Source organism: Streptomyces smyrnaeus (genome assembly GCF_017676345.1).
GTDB lineage: Bacteria > Actinomycetota > Actinomycetes > Streptomycetales > Streptomycetaceae > Streptomyces > Streptomyces smyrnaeus.
This window is the reverse complement of record NZ_JAFFZM010000023.1, coordinates 30,167-46,453: the sequence shown is the minus strand read 5'-3', so window position 1 is coordinate 46,453 and position 16,287 is coordinate 30,167. Positions and strand designations below refer to the sequence as shown.

The 16,287-nt window shown below is 70.8% G+C and carries 14 protein-coding genes; 6 read left to right on the top strand and 8 right to left on the bottom strand.

The window, feature by feature from the left end; all coding sequences use genetic code 11:
• Positions 1-48 precede the first annotated feature (48 nt).
• The 4 genes from JW613_RS29575 to JW613_RS29560 all read left to right on the top strand — a co-directional run bounded on the left by JW613_RS29575 (position 49) and on the right by JW613_RS29560 (position 5,296).
• On the top strand, positions 49-1,497 hold the full coding sequence (locus JW613_RS29575) for a class II fumarate hydratase (RefSeq protein WP_209213952.1): 1,449 nt from the start codon (positions 49-51) through the stop codon (positions 1,495-1,497).
• Positions 1,498-1,639: 142 nt separating this feature from the next.
• Positions 1,640-2,356, top strand: a complete 717-nt coding sequence (gene fomD / locus JW613_RS29570; protein ID WP_209213951.1) for a cytidylyl-2-hydroxypropylphosphonate hydrolase — start codon at positions 1,640-1,642, stop codon at positions 2,354-2,356.
• 104 nt (positions 2,357-2,460) lie between these two features.
• Complete coding sequence (locus JW613_RS29565; protein WP_209213950.1) at positions 2,461-3,171, top strand: class I SAM-dependent methyltransferase; 711 nt, start codon at positions 2,461-2,463, stop codon at positions 3,169-3,171.
• Between the two features lie 49 nt (positions 3,172-3,220).
• Positions 3,221-5,296 carry a SpoIIE family protein phosphatase gene (locus JW613_RS29560; protein ID WP_209213949.1) on the top strand — a complete coding sequence of 692 codons (2,076 nt, stop codon included), beginning with the start codon at positions 3,221-3,223 and terminating at the stop codon, positions 5,294-5,296.
• Between the two features lie 194 nt (positions 5,297-5,490).
• On the opposite strand, the gene JW613_RS29555 is transcribed toward JW613_RS29560, so the two are convergent.
• From JW613_RS29555 to JW613_RS29545, 3 genes are all read right to left on the bottom strand, one after another.
• Entirely contained in the window at positions 5,491-6,021 is a 531-nt protein-coding gene (locus JW613_RS29555; protein WP_209213948.1) for an alkyl hydroperoxide reductase, read from the bottom strand.
• Positions 6,022-6,027: 6 nt separating this feature from the next.
• Positions 6,028-6,582: a peroxiredoxin gene (locus JW613_RS29550; protein WP_209213947.1), complete on the bottom strand. Its 555-nt coding sequence runs from the start codon at positions 6,580-6,582 to the stop codon at positions 6,028-6,030.
• Positions 6,583-6,799: 217 nt separating this feature from the next.
• Positions 6,800-7,102 carry a hypothetical protein gene (locus JW613_RS29545; protein ID WP_209213946.1) on the bottom strand — a complete coding sequence of 101 codons (303 nt, stop codon included), beginning with the start codon at positions 7,100-7,102 and terminating at the stop codon, positions 6,800-6,802.
• A gap of 271 nt (positions 7,103-7,373) precedes the next feature.
• Here JW613_RS29545 and JW613_RS29540 point away from each other — a divergent pair, with 271 nt between their 5' ends.
• A complete protein-coding gene (locus JW613_RS29540) occupies positions 7,374-8,348 on the top strand; it encodes a LysR substrate-binding domain-containing protein (RefSeq protein WP_209213945.1) in 975 nt (324 codons plus the stop codon).
• A 14-nt stretch (positions 8,349-8,362) separates the two neighbouring features.
• Here the strand turns inward: JW613_RS29540 and JW613_RS36665 are convergent, their stop codons facing one another.
• Both JW613_RS36665 and JW613_RS29530 read right to left on the bottom strand, forming a co-directional pair.
• Positions 8,363-8,692 (bottom strand): type II toxin-antitoxin system antitoxin, encoded by a 330-nt coding sequence (locus JW613_RS36665; RefSeq protein ID WP_209213944.1) that lies wholly within the window; start codon positions 8,690-8,692, stop codon positions 8,363-8,365.
• On the bottom strand, positions 8,689-9,624 hold the full coding sequence (locus JW613_RS29530; protein WP_209213943.1) for an SPFH domain-containing protein: 936 nt from the start codon (positions 9,622-9,624) through the stop codon (positions 8,689-8,691). The genes JW613_RS36665 and JW613_RS29530 overlap by 4 nt, the downstream gene beginning before the upstream one ends.
• A gap of 221 nt (positions 9,625-9,845) precedes the next feature.
• Here JW613_RS29530 and JW613_RS29525 point away from each other — a divergent pair, with 221 nt between their 5' ends.
• Positions 9,846-11,822, top strand: coding sequence for an alpha/beta hydrolase (locus JW613_RS29525; RefSeq protein ID WP_245226495.1), 1,977 nt, complete (start codon positions 9,846-9,848; stop codon positions 11,820-11,822).
• Positions 11,823-11,856: 34 nt separating this feature from the next.
• Here the strand turns inward: JW613_RS29525 and JW613_RS29520 are convergent, their stop codons facing one another.
• From JW613_RS29520 to phoH2, 3 genes are all read right to left on the bottom strand, one after another.
• On the bottom strand, positions 11,857-13,266 hold the full coding sequence (locus JW613_RS29520; RefSeq protein ID WP_209213942.1) for an AI-2E family transporter: 1,410 nt from the start codon (positions 13,264-13,266) through the stop codon (positions 11,857-11,859).
• Between the two features lie 241 nt (positions 13,267-13,507).
• Positions 13,508-14,242, bottom strand: coding sequence for an aggregation-promoting factor C-terminal-like domain-containing protein (locus tag JW613_RS29515; RefSeq protein ID WP_209213941.1), 735 nt, complete (start codon positions 14,240-14,242; stop codon positions 13,508-13,510).
• 419 nt (positions 14,243-14,661) lie between these two features.
• Positions 14,662-16,002, bottom strand: coding sequence for an RNA 5'-3' helicase PhoH2 (phoH2, locus tag JW613_RS29510; RefSeq protein ID WP_209213940.1), 1,341 nt, complete (start codon positions 16,000-16,002; stop codon positions 14,662-14,664).
• Positions 16,003-16,287 lie beyond the last annotated feature (285 nt).

Below are 16,287 nucleotides of genomic sequence, written 5' to 3'. Positions count from 1 at the left end.
GGAATGCGGCCGCGATACGGGATGCTGAACCGCACGGAGGTGTAGACGATGACCGACAGCACCAGCAGCACCAGCGGCACCAGCGGCACCGGCAGCGCCGCATACCGGATCGAGCACGACTCGATGGGCGAGGTACGGGTGCCCGCGCACGCCAAATGGCGGGCGCAGACGCAGCGGGCCGTGGAGAACTTCCCCCTCAGCGGGCAGCGGCTGGAGCGTGCGCACATCGAGGCGCTGGCCCGGATCAAGGCGGCGGCCGCCACCGTCAACGCCCGCCTCGGGGTCCTCGACCAGCAGCGGGCCGACGCCGTGCGGGAAGCGGCCGAGGAGGTCGCCGAGGGGCGATGGGACGAGCACTTCCCGGTCGATGTGTTCCAGACCGGCTCGGGCACCTCGTCCAACATGAACATGAACGAGGTGCTGGCGACGCTGGCCACCGAGCGGCTGGCCGCCTCGGGCGGTGCGGCGCCCGCCGTGCATCCCAACGACCACGTCAACGCCAGCCAGTCGTCCAACGACGTCTTCCCGTCCTCCATCCACATCGCCGCGACCGCCGCCGTGACCGCCGATCTGATTCCGGCCCTGGAACATCTGACGGCGTCGCTGGAGGGCAAGGCGAGCGAGTTCGCCGATGTGGTCAAGAGCGGGCGCACCCATCTGATGGACGCCACTCCGGTGACGCTCGGCCAGGAGTTCGGGGGCTACGCGGCCCAGATGCGGTACGGGGTCGAGCGGCTGCATGCCGCGCTGCCCCGGCTCGCCGAACTGCCGTTGGGCGGTACGGCCGTGGGCACCGGCATCAACACTCCGCCCGGCTTCGCCGCCGCCGTCATCGAGGAGGTGGCCCGCTCCACGGGGCTCCCGCTGACCGAGGCGCGCGACCACTTCGAGGCGCAGGGCGCCCGGGACGCGCTGGTGGAGACCTCCGGACAGCTGCGGACCATCGCGGTCGGGCTCACCAAGATCTCCAACGATCTGCGCTGGATGGCTTCCGGGCCGCGGACGGGGCTGGCGGAGATCGCGCTGCCCGATCTGCAGCCGGGCTCCTCGATCATGCCGGGCAAGGTCAACCCCGTCGTCCCGGAAGCGGTGCTGATGGTCGCCGCGCAGGTCACGGGGAACGATGCGACGGTGGCTGCGGCGGGCGCCGCGGGCAACTTCGAGCTGAACGTGATGCTGCCCGTCATCGCCAAGAACCTGCTGGAGTCGGTGCGGCTGCTGGCCAACGCGGCGCGGCTGCTGGCCGACCGCACCGTCGACGGCATCACCGCGAACGTGGAGCGGGCGCGCCAGTTCGCGGAGTCCTCCCCCTCCGTGGTCACTCCGCTCAACAAGTACATCGGCTACGAGAACGCCGCCGCCGTCGCCAAGACGGCCATGGCGCAGCAGCTCACCATCCGCGAGGCGGTACTGGCCGCCGGCCATGTCGAGCGGGGTGAGCTGACGCTGGAGCAGCTGGATGAGGCCCTGGACGTCCTGCGGATGACGCATCCCTGAGGGGGCGGCACTTCCCGGGCGCGTTCCCGGTACCTCCCGGGCGCTTTCCGGGCCCGGCGGAACCGAGGGTTCCGGGCCCGTTGTGGGCGCGCTGCGGCGCAGCTCACGGCGGGCCGGTGGGTCGCGCACCTAAGATCCCGTCATGACAGCGGAACAGGCGGCGCCCCGGCACCGGTGGCCCACAGGCACCCCGATCCTGTGGCGCTACCGCGCCAACGGCGGTGCGCACCCCCACATCTGCCGTCCCGTCACCGTCGTGCGCGACACGGCCGAGCTGCTGGCGGTGTGGATGGCGCCCGGCACCCTGTGTGTCAGACCCGAACTCGCCGACGGCACCCCCGTGCACCACGAGCCGCTGGCCACCCGCTACACCAAGCCGCGCCGGGTCGCCTTCACCCGCTGGTTCGGCATGGGCGTGCTGAAACTGGCCCGGCCGGGGGAACCGTGGTCGGTGTGGCTGTTCTGGGAGCGCGGCTGGCTGTTCAAGAATTTCTACGTGAACCTGGAGGAGCCCCGGCTGCGCTGGCCGGGCGGGGTGGACTCCGAGGACCACTTCCTGGACCTCGAGGTCGGCCCCGACGGCCGTTGGGAGTGGCGGGACGAGGACGAGTTCGCCCAGGCGCAGCGCGCGGGGCTACTGGACGCGGAGCAGGCCGACCGGATCCGCGCGGCGGGGCGGCGGGCCGTGGAGGCGGTACGGTCCTGGGGCTCGCCGTTCGCGGACGGCTGGGAGCGGTGGCGGCCCGACCCGGAGTGGCCGGTGCCCGCGTTGCCGGACGACTGGGACAGGCCGCCGTTCGGCGGGCAGGACAGGCCGCCGTCCGGCGCGTGTCTGCACCGACCTCCCGATGCCCCTTGATACGCCCCCATACTGCAAACGTAGGATCAACGTCCGTAAACGTACGCTGCACAACTCCCCTCACCCCCCGGGGACTTGACCGGCAGCCAGGAAGGAGCCCAGCCGTGAGCAGCTCTGCGGGTTTTGGGGCTAGCGGGAGATCCGGGGCAGGTGCCGGGGCATATGACGGATTCGACCGTACGAACATCGACCGTTCGGGCCAGTCCGAGGCGTTCGACGCCATCGGGGACCGCTACGACGAAGCCTTCCCGCACAAGGAGGGCCAGATCGCCTGCGCCGCCTGGCTGGCCGACCGGCTGCCGCCCGGCTCCCGCGTGCTGGACGTGGGCTGCGGCACCGGACTGCCGACGGCCCGCCAGCTCACCGAAGCGGGACACAAGGTCGTCGGTATCGATCTGTCGCCCTCGATGCTGAAGCTGTGCCGCGACAACGTCCCGGAGAGCGAATGCCGCAAACTGGACGTGGCCGACCTGGAGTCGTCGGGCCTGGGCCCGTTCGACGGAGCCGTCGCCTTCTTCTCGCTGCTGATGCTGCCCCGACCGGAGATCCCGTTCGCCCTGCGGGCCCTGCACGGGCAGCTGCGCGGCGACGCACCGCTGGTACTGGGGATGGTGGAGGCGGACGTGAACGATTTCGCCATCCCGTTCCTGGGCAACTCGATCCGGGTATCCGGCTATCTGCGGGACGAATTGCGCGGAGTGGTCCAGGACGCGGGATTCGATGTCGTAGGAGAGGACGCACGCGCGTACGCTCCTGCGAGCACGGATGTACCTCCCGAGATTCAGCTCTTCTTGCAGTGCCGACGACGCCCATAGACCGCGAGCACCCAGCGCAGGGCGTGCGCCGACGCGCAGCCCCGGATGGATGGAAACCGAACGCGTGACGGAGCACGAGAAACCTGCGGCGAACAGCACGACCGAACCGACGCACCCCGCACCGGCGGGCGGCGCCCACGACGGCACCGCCGACGCCGGCGGCCAGCCGCCTCGGCGGGGGCGCGACGGCGCCCCGCCGCGACCGCGGCCGCACCCCCCGCAGCCGGGCGAGCCGGGCGTGCCCGCCGGGCCGGTGCCCGACGACGAGGCGGGCAACGAGCGGTCCGAGCGGGAGCGCAGGGGCGGGGACCGGCTGCGGTTCGTCGGCGCGGCGACGCGGCGCATCGCCCGCGGTGTCGACCTGGACGAGACGGTGCTGGGCCTGTGCCGGGCCAGCGTGCCCGCGTACTCGGACGCGATCCTCGTCTATCTGCGCGACCCGCTGCCGGTCGGTGACGAGCGCCCCACCGGCCCCTTCATGCTGCGGCTGCGGCGCAGCGACCGGATTCCCGAGGATCCGCTGGCCGCGCAGGCGTTGCAGGCCGCCCAGCCGGCGGCGCCCGGCGTGCGTACCACGCAGGCGACCGGACATCCGACCCAGGCCGCCGACTACCCCGGACACAGCGCGGCCGAGGCGGCCGGCCTCTCGTTGGGCATGGTCACGAGCGCGGCGGCCGGCGGGACGGGCACGACCGCCTCCAAGCTCACCGAGGTGCGCCCGGGCGGCCCGCTGGCCGAAGTGCTGCGCGGGGTACGGCCGGTCTTCGCCGACTCCCCCGCCGCCAGCGCCGCACTGCCCGAACTCCTCGGCCCGGAGCGGGACGTGCCCGCCGGGCACCGCGCCATCCTCGCGCCGTTGCGGGGACGGCGCCGGGTGATCGGCGCCGCGGTCTTCCTGCGCCGCCCGGACCGGCCCGCGTTCGAGCCCGACGACCTGCTCATCGCGGCGCAGCTGGCCACCCATACGGCACTCGGCGTGGACAAGGCCGTGCTGTACGGGCGCGAGGCGTACATCGCCGACGAGCTGCAGCGCACCATGCTGCCCGACGAACTGCCGCAGCCCACGGGCGTCACCCTCGCCAGCCGCTATCTGCCCGCCGCCGAGACGGCACGGGTGGGCGGCGACTGGTACGACGCCATCCCGCTGCCCGGCTCGCGGGTGGCGCTGGTGGTGGGCGATGTGATGGGCCATTCGATGACCTCCGCGGCGATCATGGGCCAGCTGCGCACGACGGCGCAGACCCTGGCCGGGCTCGATCTACCGCCCCAGGAGGTGCTGCACCACCTGGACGAGCAGGCGCAGCGGCTGGGCAGCGACCGCATGGCCACCTGCCTGTACGCCGTGTACGACCCGGTGGCGCACCGTATCGTCGTCGCGAACGCGGGCCATCCGCCGCCGGTCATGCTGCACCGCAGCGGACGGGCGGAAGTACTGCGGATACCGGCGGGCGCACCGATCGGTGTGGGCGGCGTCGACTTCGAGGCCGTCGAGCTGGACGCGCCGGCGGGCGCCACACTGCTGCTGTACACCGACGGGCTGGTCGAATCGCGGCAGCGCGACGTGTGGACGGGTATCGAGCATCTGCGCGAGAAGCTGGCCGCCACCGCGCGGCTCACCCGGCCCGGCGCCTCGGCCCCGCTGGAGCCGCTGTGCGACGAGGTGCTGGACATCCTCGGACCCGGCGACCGGGACGACGACATCGCCCTGCTGGCCGCCCGGTTCGACGGCATCGCACCCAGCGATGTGGCGTACTGGTTCCTCGACCCGCGCGCCCAGACGGCACGTCAGGCCCGGCGGCTGGCCCGAAGAGCGCTGGCCCGCTGGGGCCTGGAGGAGCTGTCGGACTCGGTCGAACTGCTGGTGAGCGAGATCGTCACCAACGCCGTACGGTACGCCGAACGCCCCATCACGCTGCGGCTGCTGCGCACGGACACGCTGCGCTGCGAGGTGGGGGACGACGTACCGCAGCTGCCCCGGCTGCGGCAGGCCCGCGCCACCGACGAGGGCGGGCGCGGGCTGTACCTGGTCAACCGGCTGGCCCGGCGCTGGGGCGCCACACGGCTGTCCACGGGCAAGGTCGTCTGGTTCGAGCTGCCGGTCCCGGAACCGGAACCGGAGCTGTGACCCTGCGCCACGCGGCGCCGCCCTTTACGGCTGCGCCGGGCTGAGCTGCGCGAGCTGCGCTGTGCTTGGGAGGACTGCGCAAGGCGCAGGGCTGGCATGTCTGCGGCCCGGTGGGCTGCGCTTGCCCACCCTGCGCCCCTGGCACAGACTGCCCAAGCGCAGCACGGCGCAGCCAGCGGGAGGCGCAGCTCGCGTCAGGCGAGCTGCGCCTCGGCGTCGAGGGTGGTGGCGACCGCCTGGACGACGGCGGCGATCTTGAACGCCTCCTGGATCGTCTCGCGGTCGACGCCCGCCTTGCGCAGTACCTGCTCGTGCGAGTCGAGGCACTGGCCGCAGCCGTTGATGGCGGAGACGGCGAGCGACCACAGCTCGAAGTCCGTCTTCTCGACACCGGGGTTGCCGATGACGTTCATCCGCAGCCCGGCGCGCAGCGTGCCGTACTCCGGGTCCGACAGCAGGTGCCGGGTGCGGTAGAAGACGTTGTTCATCGCCATGACGGCGGCGGCCGACTTGGCGGCCGTGTACGCCTCGTCGCTCAGGTTCTCCTTGGCCTCCGGCTCCAGCGCGCGCAGCACGATCCCGGAGCGGGACGCGATGGCGCAGGCCAGAACGGTGCCCCAGAGCTGCTGCTTGGGCAGCTCGGAGTTGCCTATGACGGAGCCGAGGTTGAGCTTGAGGTCCTTCGCGTAGTCCGGAAGGGCCGACTTCAGTTCATCGAGCGCCATGGTTGCTCACTCACCAGCCAGCAGCTTGACCGGGTCGAGGGTCTCCTCGCCCTGCGTCCAGTTGCAGGGGCACAGCTCGTCGGTCTGCAGCGCGTCGAGGACCCGCAGGACCTCCTTGGGGTTACGGCCGACGGAGCCGGCGGTCACCATCGTGAACTGGATCTCGTTGTTCTGGTCCACGATGAAGACGGCGCGCTGCGCGAAGCCGTCCTCGCCCTCGATGCCGAGCGCGCGCATCAGCTCGTGCTTGGAGTCGGCCATCATCGGGAAGGGCAGGTCGGTCAGGTCCGGGTGGTCCTTGCGCCAGGCGTGGTGCACGAATTCCGAGTCACCGGAGAAGCCGAGGACCTGCGCGTCGCGGTCGGCGAACTCCTCGTTCAGCTTGCCGAACGCGGAGATCTCCGTCGGACAGACGAAGGTGAAGTCCTTGGGCCAAGCAAAAACGACCTTCCACTTGCCCTCGTAGGTCTTGTGGTTGATCGTCTCGAACTCCTTGCCCTTCTCCAGAGAGACACAGGCGGTCAGCTCGAACTCAGGGAACTTGTCACCGACAGTGAGCACGTACACACTCCTTGCACTTGCGGCCAGGATGCCCGTATTGCATGCATTCCTGGAGGTTGGTCACCACCACCTAACCACATGCGGCATTGATCACGGAAATAGCCCACAGCGAGTTGATTGATCGGGCAAAACTATCGGCCGCTGCCACGGGAGTTCACAGCAGACCGGGGGCCCGGACCGGCAGAACCGGTCCGGGCCCACCTGCGGGGCGGTTCGCTCAGGCGTTCTCGCCCTGGTCCTGCTCGGCGCCCTCGACCTCATTGGTGACGGTGGCCTGACCCACCTTGCCGAGGATCTTCGTGATGATGTCGCCCGCCCGCACGGACTTGTCCAGCTGCGACGTCTTCACGCCGTAGGAGTCCTCCACGTTGGTGTAACCCAGGTCACCGGGGCCGCTCTCGTGGATGGTCGGACCGGCCTTGTTGATGAGAGTGACGTCGGCCATGGCAGCCGGTGCCGAGAGACCACCGAGAGCGACGGTCAGACCGACGACGGCTGCGGCACGCGCGCATCTCTTCATTGCTGACTCCTTCTCCTGCGTGTCGAATACGTCCTGTTTTATAGGACAATGCACTTATTCGCACTTGATGAAGTATTTACGCAATATATGGCGATGATTCACCTGTCAGGCGGCAGCAAGCAGCGCGGCCTCTCCCTTCGAACCCGCAGTTGACCTGCCAAAAGGCTGCTCAAGGAGGGACCAGGGGCGCCGCCGGTCCGGACGGCCCGCTGAGAGCCTGCGAGCTCGGGTGATAGCTACAGTGGCCGTGTTTGATTGGAGAGCACTATCAATGACCGCCGCCACTGTCCTCGCGCAGCCGACCCGTCCGGCGCGCGGACGCCAGCCCAGCCTCGCCCAGCTGCGCGCCTTCGCCGCCGTCGCCGAGCATCTGCACTTCCGGGAGGCCGCAGCGGCACTCGGCATGAGCCAGCCAGCGCTCTCCGGCGCGGTCGCCGCACTGGAGGAGACCCTGGGCGTGCAGTTGCTGGAGAGAACCACCCGAAAGGTGCTGCTCTCCCCCGCCGGCGAACGCATGGCCGCCCGCACCCGGGCCGTGCTGCACGCCGTGGGCGAGCTCATGGAGGAAGCCGAAGCGGCCCAGGCGCCGTTCACCGGTGTGCTGCGGCTGGGGGTCATTCCGACGGTCGCGCCGTATCTGCTGCCCACCGTGCTCGGCCTCGTCCACAAGCGCTACCCGGACCTGGACCTGCAGGTCCACGAGGAACAGACCGCCTCACTGCTGGAGGGGCTGGGCCACGGACGGCTCGACCTGCTGCTGTGCGCCGTGCCCCTGGGGGCCTCCTGGGTGCGTGAGGTGCCGCTCTTCGACGAGGACTTCGTACTGGTCACCCCGGACGACCACCCGGCCGCCGGGCGCACGGACCTGCCGCGCTCCATGCTGCGCGAGCTGGATCTGCTGCTGCTCGACGAGGGGCACTGCCTGCGCGACCAGGCGCTCGACATCTGCCGTGAGGCGGGACGCACCGAGTCGGCCAGTGTGACGACCAGTGCGGCCGGCCTCTCGACGCTGGTCCAACTGGTGGCCGGCGGCATGGGCGTGACCCTGCTGCCGCGGACGGCCGTAAGGGTGGAGGCAGGGCGCAACGAGGTCCTGCGTACCGCGCACTTCGCCGACCCGGCTCCCTCTCGGCGGATCGCGCTGGCGATGCGGGAGGGCGCGGCGCGCGAGGAGGAGTTCCGCGCCTTCGGTGACGCCCTGCGGGCCGCCATGCGCTCGTTGCCCGTACGGACCGTACTGCCGTAGGAGCACGCCCCCGCTCAGCCCTCGCGCGGCGGACGGCCCCTGCGGGGATGGGGGCGGGCCTCCTTGGGCAGCCGGCCGGCCTCTTTGAGGGCCCGGCGCAGCAGATAGTCGATCTGCGCGTTGGTGGAGCGCAGTTCGTCGGCCGCCCAACGGGCGAGGGCGTCGTACATCGCGGGATCGAGCCGCAGCAGCACCTGCTTGCGCTGCCGGGAGCCGCCCTTTCCGTCCTTGCCCGACCGGCTTCGCGCAGGCTCCCCCGCCCGGTCCCCCGTCGGCTTCTGCGATGCCGCCCGCTCGGGGTCCGGGGCGGTGTCCTCGCCCTCGCCGTCGCCGTCGACCGTCACTGGTAGAGCGACCCCGTGTTCAGTACGGGCTGCGGGGAGCGGTCGCCGCACAGCACCACCAGCAGGTTGCTGACCATGCTGGCCCGGCGCTCCTCGTCCAGCTCCACGAAGTCCTGTGCGGTGATCCGGGCCAGCGCGTCCTCGACCATCCCGCAGGCGCCCTCCACGATCTGCTTGCGGGCCGCGACGACCGCGCCCGCCTGCTGCCGCTGGAGCATGGCGGAGGCGATCTCCGGCGCGTAGGCGAGGTGGGTGAAGCGGGACTCGACGACGGACACCCCGGCCGCCCGCACCCGGGCCGTCAGCTCCGCGGCCAGCTTCTCGGTGATCTCCTCGGCGTTGCCGCGCAGTGAGAGGCCGGCCTCGTCGTGTGCGTCGTAGGGGTACTCGATGGCGATATGGCGGACGGCGGCCTCCGTCTGCGTGGAGACGAACTCCGCGTAGTCGTCCACCGAGAAGGTGGCCTGCGCGGTGTCCCGCACCTGCCAGACCACCACCGCGGCGAGCTCGATCGGGTTGCCGTAGGCGTCGTTGACCTTGAGGACCGCCGTCTCGTGGTTGCGGACCCGGGTGGAGATCTTGGTGCGGCTCGTCAGCGGATTGACCCAGCGCAGTCCGTCGGCGCGGATGGTGCCGGTGTAGCGGCCGAACAGTTGGACGACGCGCGCCTCGCCGGGCGCCACCATGTTCAGCCCCGCTGTGGCGAAGACGGAGCCGATCACCAGCACCACGCCGAGAGTGATCAGCACTCCGCCGCCCGCTCCACCCCCGTCCGACGCCGAGCCGCCTCCCGCGACGACGGCGCCGACGCCGAGCAGGAAACCGATCAGCCCCAGCAGCAGGGCGAGTCCGCCCGGGATGCTGTGCGCTGTCGTCTCCCGCACTTCGGGTGTGGGCATCTCAGGTGCGTCAGTCGGCTGGTCAAGGCTCATCGCGATCCCCCGGTTCGTTCGTTCCCGCATTATCAAAGTGATAGCACTTTAATACGAAGGACCGACCCCTGGCCAGTACCCCGGTCGGGGTCGCCGGCTCCCCAGGCCCTCTCGGGACCGCACAAGAGCAACCCCTTCGCTTCTGGTTGCGTCAGCCAACGGGACCGTCATAGCCGGACGGTCCCGGCACCTTGGACAGACATCGAGCGGGAAAGTGGGCGATGGGACAGGCAGCGGACGACCGGCTCGCACCGCCCCCTCGCGCAGAGCCGCCCGAAGAGACCGAGCCGACCGGCCGGTTGGAGCCGCCCCGTTCCGGCGCACGGCCCCGGCGCGGCGCACGCCCCCGCCCGCCCCGGGTGCCCCGCCTCGCCGGGCCACCGCGGCGTACCCGCCCCGCGGGTCGCCTGCGCTCGCTGGGCAACACGCCACCGGTGCGCCGGATACGGCGGCGCGCGCTCACCCTTCTCGCACAGCCGTACTGGGAGGCGCCCAGCTCCGCGTACGTCGTCCGGCGCTGGCCCGGCCTGACGGCGATGTGCTGCGCGACACTGTTCTTCTGGCTCTCGCTGACGCCGTCGCTCGTGCCCCGGCCCTGGCTCCTGCAAGGGGTGATCGGCGGGATAACGGCCGCCATCGGATACGCCATCGGGGCGCTGGTGGAGTGGCCTGCACGGCTCTGCCTCGGAACGCTGTACCGCCGGTACCGGAGCCGGGTGCTGCGTCGGCTGCCGGGTCGGCCCGGCCCGCACTGGCGGGCGCGTGCCTGGCTGGCGTACTACCTGCTCAGCACCGGCCTCACCATCGCGGCCCTGTCCTGGAGCGCCGACGCGCAACGGGAACTGCGCCGCCTCCAGGAGATGCCGGAGACCCTGACCTGGCACTCCATGATGATCGCCCTGATCGCCATGGCGATCTGCTTCGCGCTGGTAGCGGTCGGCCGCGCCGTACGACTCGGCACCCGGGTGCTGATCCGGCTGCTGGGCCGCTTCGTGCCGCGCCCGGTGGCCATCGTGGTGGGACTGCTGGTCAGCGCCACCGTCGTCGTCTTCGGCACCCGCGACGTCGTCTTCGACCGCGGCATCATCGACGTCGCCGCGCGACTGGCCGAGAACACCGACAAGAGCACCAAGGACGGCATCGTCCGGCCCACCTCGCCGCTGGTCTCCGGCAGCTCCGCCTCCCTGGTGCGCTGGGACGAGCTGGGCTATGAGGGCCGGAACTTCACCGGCTCGTCGCTCACGCCGCACCAGATCAGCACCGTCACCGGCAAGCGGGCAGTGCAGCCCATCCGGGTCTACATCGGCCAGGAGGCGGCACCGACCTTCACCTCCCGCGCGAAGCTCGCGGTACGGGAACTGGAGCGTACCGGCGCGTTCGACCGGGACGTGCTGGCCATCGCCGGCACCACGGGGCGCGGCTGGGTCAACTCCACGGACGCCGAGCCGCTGGAGTACATCCACGGCGGAAACACCGCGATCGTCGCCGTGCAGTACTCCTATCTGCCCAGCTGGGCCTCCTTCCTGGTCGACAAGGAGCAGGCCGGCCGCGCCACCCGGGCACTGGTCGAGGCGGTACGTGCCCGCTGGCTGCGGATACCGGCCGACGAACGGCCGAAGCTCGTCGTCTTCGGCGAGTCCCTCGGCGCCTACGGGATCGAGGCCTCCTTCGACGGCCCCGACGACATGCTGGCCAAGGTGGACGGCGCGCTGCTGGCCGGAACGCCCAACTTCTCCCCCATCCGTCGGCAACTGACCGCGCACCGCGACCGGGGCAGCCCGGTCTGGCGGCCCGAGTACCGCAAGGGGCGCCACTTCCGGTTCGCGCAGTGGCCCCGCAAGGACCTCGCCCGGCCCGGCCCGGATTCCGCGTGGAAGCAGCCGCGCGTCGTCTATCTGCAGAACGCCTCGGACGCGATCGTGTGGTGGTCGCCCGACCTCGCCCTCGAACCGCCCCGCTGGCTGCGGAAGCCGCTGGGCCCGGACATCACCGACGAGGTCAACTGGTTCCCGTTGGTCACCTTCTGGCAGACGACGGTGGACATGGCCGTCTCCTACGGCGTCGGAGCCCCGCACGGACACCGCTACGGCAACGGCTCGGTCGAGGGCTGGGCCGCCGTGGCGCCCGCCGAGGGGTGGACGCGGCAGGACACCGAGGAGCTGCGGCGGTTCATGGACCAGCGCGAAGCGCCCTACTGAGCACCCTGCGACGCGCCCTGCGGATGCGGGCTGCTCACCGCTGCGGCGGCCCCGCGTCACCTGGGGCCTCGGCCCCGGGCTCCTGCTCCGGTGCGGCTCCCTCGGTCGGGGCGTTCGGCTGCGGGGTGGCCTCCCGCAGTCTGCTGAGGGTCTGTTCCTGGGCGTAGCCCCGCAGATAGCCGACGACGGTGTTGGTGACGGCGACCAGCGGCACGGCCACCACGGCGCCGGGAATGCCGGCGATGAGGCTGCCGCCGGTCACACCGAGGACCACGGCGAGCGGGTGGACGCGCACCAGGCGGCCGAGGATGAACGGCTGCAGGATGTGGCTCTCGATCTGCTGGACGGCCAGCACCACGGCCAGCGCGAGCAGCGCCGTGACGATGCCGTCGGTCACCAGTGCGACCACGACGGCGAGCGCCCCGGAGACCACGGCACCGATGATCGGGACGAAGGCGAAGAGGAAGATGAAGACGGCGAGCGGCACCGCCATCGGGACGTTGAGGAAGTACAGCCCCACCCCGATGAAGACCGCGTCGATCAACGCGACTATGACCGTCCCGCGCACATAGCCGGTGAGCGTCGCCCAGGCGCGCGGACCGGCACCGGCGACCCCGTCCCGGGCGGCGGCGGGGACGAACTTGAGCGTCCACTCCCAGATGCGGCGGCCGTCGTAGAGGAGGAAGAGCGTGACGAACATCGCCAGCAGCGCGCCGGAGAAGAACTCCAGGATGACGGTGACGCCCTCGATACCGGCGGTGGTCAGTTCCTTGCTGTTGTCGCCGATCCAGTCGCTGAGGTTCTGCGCGATCTCGTTGATCTGGTCCTCGGAGACATGGAACGGGCCGTTCAGCGCCCAGTTCTTCAGCTCCTGGATACCGTCCTGCACCTTGTCGGTGAGGGTGTCCAGGTTCTCCATCACCTGCCAGACCACGAACCAGCCGACCAGGCCCATGATGACGAAGCCGCCGATGAAGGTGATGGCGGTGGCCAGTCCGCGCCCCAGTCCGATCCGCCGCAACCGGGCGACGGTGGGCTGGAGCAGTGCCGTGATCAGCAGACCGGCGGAGAAGGCGATGATCACCAGGCTTATCGTGCTGACGACCTTCATCAGCACCCAGATGACCCCGGCGAGCACCAGCAGTCGCCAGCCGGCCTCGGCGGCGACCCGCACCCCCCACGGGACGGCGGCCGACGGCTCCGGCTTGGCCGCTATGGCGGGCGCGTACTGCGGGGGCGGTGGTACATAGCCGCTGCCGCCGGCGGCTCCGCCCGCCTCCGCCTCGGCCTGTGCCCGGCCCGCCTCGGTGTTGGAGAGCTTGGGATCGATGCCGTCGGCCCTGCGCGCGGCAGCAGAGCTCCGCTCCGCTTCGGCACGCCGCTCGGCGGCCTTCGCGGCCCAGCGGCCCACGGCCGCCCTGAGCCTGTCCATGCTGCTCGTCATTCCGGTTCCTCCGCCCCCGGGCCAGTGGCTTCGCCGTGTGAGGGACGACGTTACCCGCGCCGATGGTTGCTTTCCGAACCGGAAACCTCGGCCGACGCGCTCCTGGCGGGAAGCCGGGCACGCCGCGCGGCCGTGCCCGGACATACGAGATGCCCCCTGGGCCGATCCTCACAGATCGCCACGAGGGGGCATCCCGTCCGGACTCGTCAGCCTCCGGTCGGCCGCTGCGGACCGGTGCGGCTCAGTACCAGTGGTTGGCCTGCCAGAAGTCCCATGCACCGCAGGGGCTTCCGTAACGGTCGTTCATGTAGTTGAGGCCCCACTTTATCTGGGTGGCCGGGTTCGTCCGCCAGTCGGCACCCGCCGAGGCCATCTTGGATCCGGGCAGCGCCTGGACGAGGCCGTAGGCACCCGAGGAGGCGTTGGTCGCCTTGTAGTTCCAGCCCGACTCCCGCGAGACGATCTCGGAGAAGCACTGGTACTGGCCGCCACCGACGATCTGCTTGGCCATCGACTGGACCTCGGCGGTCGTGTACGACGACTTCTGGGCGAAGTCCGTACGCTCGCTGGACCGGCTCGCGGCCGTCTTGAGCTTGTCACGCTCCTTGGCCTTCTCGGCGGCCGCCTTGGCAGCGGCCTCCTTCTCGGCCTTCGCCTTCTTGGCTGCCGCGTCCTCGGCGGCCTGCTTACGGGCGGCCTCTTCGGCGGACTTCCTCGCCTCGGCTTCGGCGGCCGACGATGCGGCGTCGGCCTGCTGCGTGAGGGAGGCGGTCTGCGCCGCGGCCTGCGACCCGGCTGGTATGTCCTCTAGGAGCGTCGCCTGGGCGGCGGTGGCCTCGGCGTCACCGGACGCCTGGCCCTGGTCGGCGCCTGCGGCAACACCGACGACGGCGCCGACGGTGGTGACCGCGGTGGCGGACGCCACGGCGAATCCCCGGACCGAAATCCGAGCAGTCACACGGTTTCCTTCCAACATGCCCGCTGGGGTGACCTCGCGGACGCAATCGTGCCCCTGACACTGACCTCCCTCGTACTGGCCACGGGAGGTACTGGCCCGGTGGGTCTCCCCGACAGGAGAGCCCGCGTGGTGCTTCGGGCGGCATACGGCGCTACTGCTGTTCAGTTCTGTACTGCTTTGCGGTGTCGCACCGTTGGTGGTGCGGGTGTGCCGTATGCGGGGCCTGACAGGAACCACACCCTGCCGGAACCGGACGCGCCGAAGCAATTCTGCGTTGAGTGGGAAAGCTCACACGGCGTTTGGGGCACAGGAATCCCGGAAAGAGGCGCGCGGCCGGGCCCCGTGCGGCTAAGGTGCTGTGCCCTTTGCGCACGGGGCCCGGTTTCGACGGAGCTTGCTATGCGGCTTTGTTGAACGTCACGCGGAGGCCGTGCCGGTCAAACGCGGCCTTCCTCCAGCATTTCGGTCACCAACGCGGCAATCGGAGAACGCTCCGAACGCGTCAGAGTGATGTGCGAGAAGAGCGGATGCCCCTTCAACCGCTCGACCACGGCCACGACTCCGTCGTACCGGCCCACCCGGAGATTGTCCCGCTGCGCCACATCGTGGGTGAGCACCACCCGCGAGTCGGTGCCGATCCGGGACAGGACGGTCAGCAGCACGTTCCGCTCCAGCGACTGCGCCTCGTCGACGATGACGAACGCGTCGTGCAGCGAACGGCCCCGGATATGGGTGAGCGGCAGCACCTCCAGCATGCCCCGGGCCACGACCTCTTCGATGACCTCCCGGCTGGTGACGGCGGAGAGCGTGTCGAAGACGGCCTGCGCCCACGGGCTCATCTTCTCCGCCTCGGTGCCCGGCAGATAGCCCAGATCCTGACCCCCGACCGCGTAGAGCGGACGGAAGACCATCACCTTGCTGTGCTGCCTGCGCTCCAGCACCGCTTCCAGCCCGGCGCCCAGCGCCAGGGCGCTCTTCCCGGTGCCCGCACGGCCGCCCATCGACATGATGCCGACCTCGGGGTCGAGCAGCAGATCGAGGGCGATGCGCTGCTCCGCGCTTCGGCCCTTGATGCCGAACGCCTCACGGTCGCCGCGCACCAGCCTGATCCGCCCGTCCGGAGTCACCCGGCCGAGTGCCTTGCCCTTCTCCGACTGGAGCACCAGCCCGGTGTGCACGGGCAGTTCGGGAGCGTCGTACGGCATGGCCACGCTCTCCGCCGTGAACAGCTCGTCGATGTCCTCACCCGGAAGGGTGAGTTCCGCCATCCCCGTCCAGCCGGAGTCGGTGATGGCCAGCTCCGCGCGGTACTCCTCGGCCAGCAGCCCGACGGACGACGCCTTGATACGCAGCGGAAGGTCCTTGGAGACCACCGTGACGTCATATCCCTCCGCCTGGAGGTTCCGGGCGACGGCGAGGATGCGGGAGTCGTTGTCACCCAACTGGCCGTGCCTGTTCAAGAAGGCAGCCGGCAGCACGGCCGGATCCGAGTGGTTGAGCTCGACCCGGAGCGTGCCGCCCGTGTCGTTGATCGGGAGTGGCGCGTCGAGCCGCCCGTGGCGGATGCGGTACTCGTCGAGCCGACGGAGGGCCTGCCGGGCGAAATAGCCCAGCTCTGGGTGGTTGCGCTTGGCCTCCAACTCGGTGACGACGACCACGGGGAGCACGATCTCGTGCTCGTCGAACCGGTCCATGGCGGCCGGATCCGCCAGCAGCACGCTCGTGTCGATGACGTACGTGCGTCGGTCGGACTCACTGCGCTTCTTGCTGATCACCACGGTGGGACGAACCCCCTCGGATGAGGTCGGGGAGCGACGGCGTCGCGGGGGACGAGACCGGAGAAGACCCGCACCACACGGGCCGGACTCCGGCCCTCCGCGTCCTGCAACCGGCCCGCGCGCGTCAGTGCTCCGCGCGGCCCGGAGGCATCCGTGGTGTCCAAAGGGCCTCCCGGCGACCGCGACCCGTGGAAGGGGCACGGTCGTGAGGGATATTCCCCCGCGAGTGGCGAGCCATGCAATGCCGCTGCGCTCCGCCCCGCCGCCCAACCATTCGCGGGGCCC

Excerpts from the sequence above, each read along its gene's own strand:
- JW613_RS29525 (WP_245226495.1), top strand. The coding sequence starts at position 9,846 with ATGGGACAGGCAGCGGACGACCGGCTCGCACCGCCCCCTCGCGCAGAG.
- fomD (WP_209213951.1), top strand. The coding sequence starts at position 1,640 with ATGACAGCGGAACAGGCGGCGCCCCGGCACCGGTGGCCCACAGGCACC.
- JW613_RS29520 (WP_209213942.1), bottom strand. The coding sequence starts at position 13,266 with ATGACGAGCAGCATGGACAGGCTCAGGGCGGCCGTGGGCCGCTGGGCC.
- JW613_RS29530 (WP_209213943.1), bottom strand. The coding sequence starts at position 9,624 with ATGAGCCTTGACCAGCCGACTGACGCACCTGAGATGCCCACACCCGAA.
- JW613_RS29545 (WP_209213946.1), bottom strand. The coding sequence starts at position 7,102 with ATGAAGAGATGCGCGCGTGCCGCAGCCGTCGTCGGTCTGACCGTCGCT.
- JW613_RS29515 (WP_209213941.1), bottom strand. The coding sequence starts at position 14,242 with ATGTTGGAAGGAAACCGTGTGACTGCTCGGATTTCGGTCCGGGGATTC.
- JW613_RS29555 (WP_209213948.1), bottom strand. The coding sequence starts at position 6,021 with ATGGCGCTCGATGAACTGAAGTCGGCCCTTCCGGACTACGCGAAGGAC.
- JW613_RS29560 (WP_209213949.1), top strand. The coding sequence starts at position 3,221 with ATGGAAACCGAACGCGTGACGGAGCACGAGAAACCTGCGGCGAACAGC.
- JW613_RS29540 (WP_209213945.1), top strand. The coding sequence starts at position 7,374 with ATGACCGCCGCCACTGTCCTCGCGCAGCCGACCCGTCCGGCGCGCGGA.
- JW613_RS29575 (WP_209213952.1), top strand. The coding sequence starts at position 49 with ATGACCGACAGCACCAGCAGCACCAGCGGCACCAGCGGCACCGGCAGC.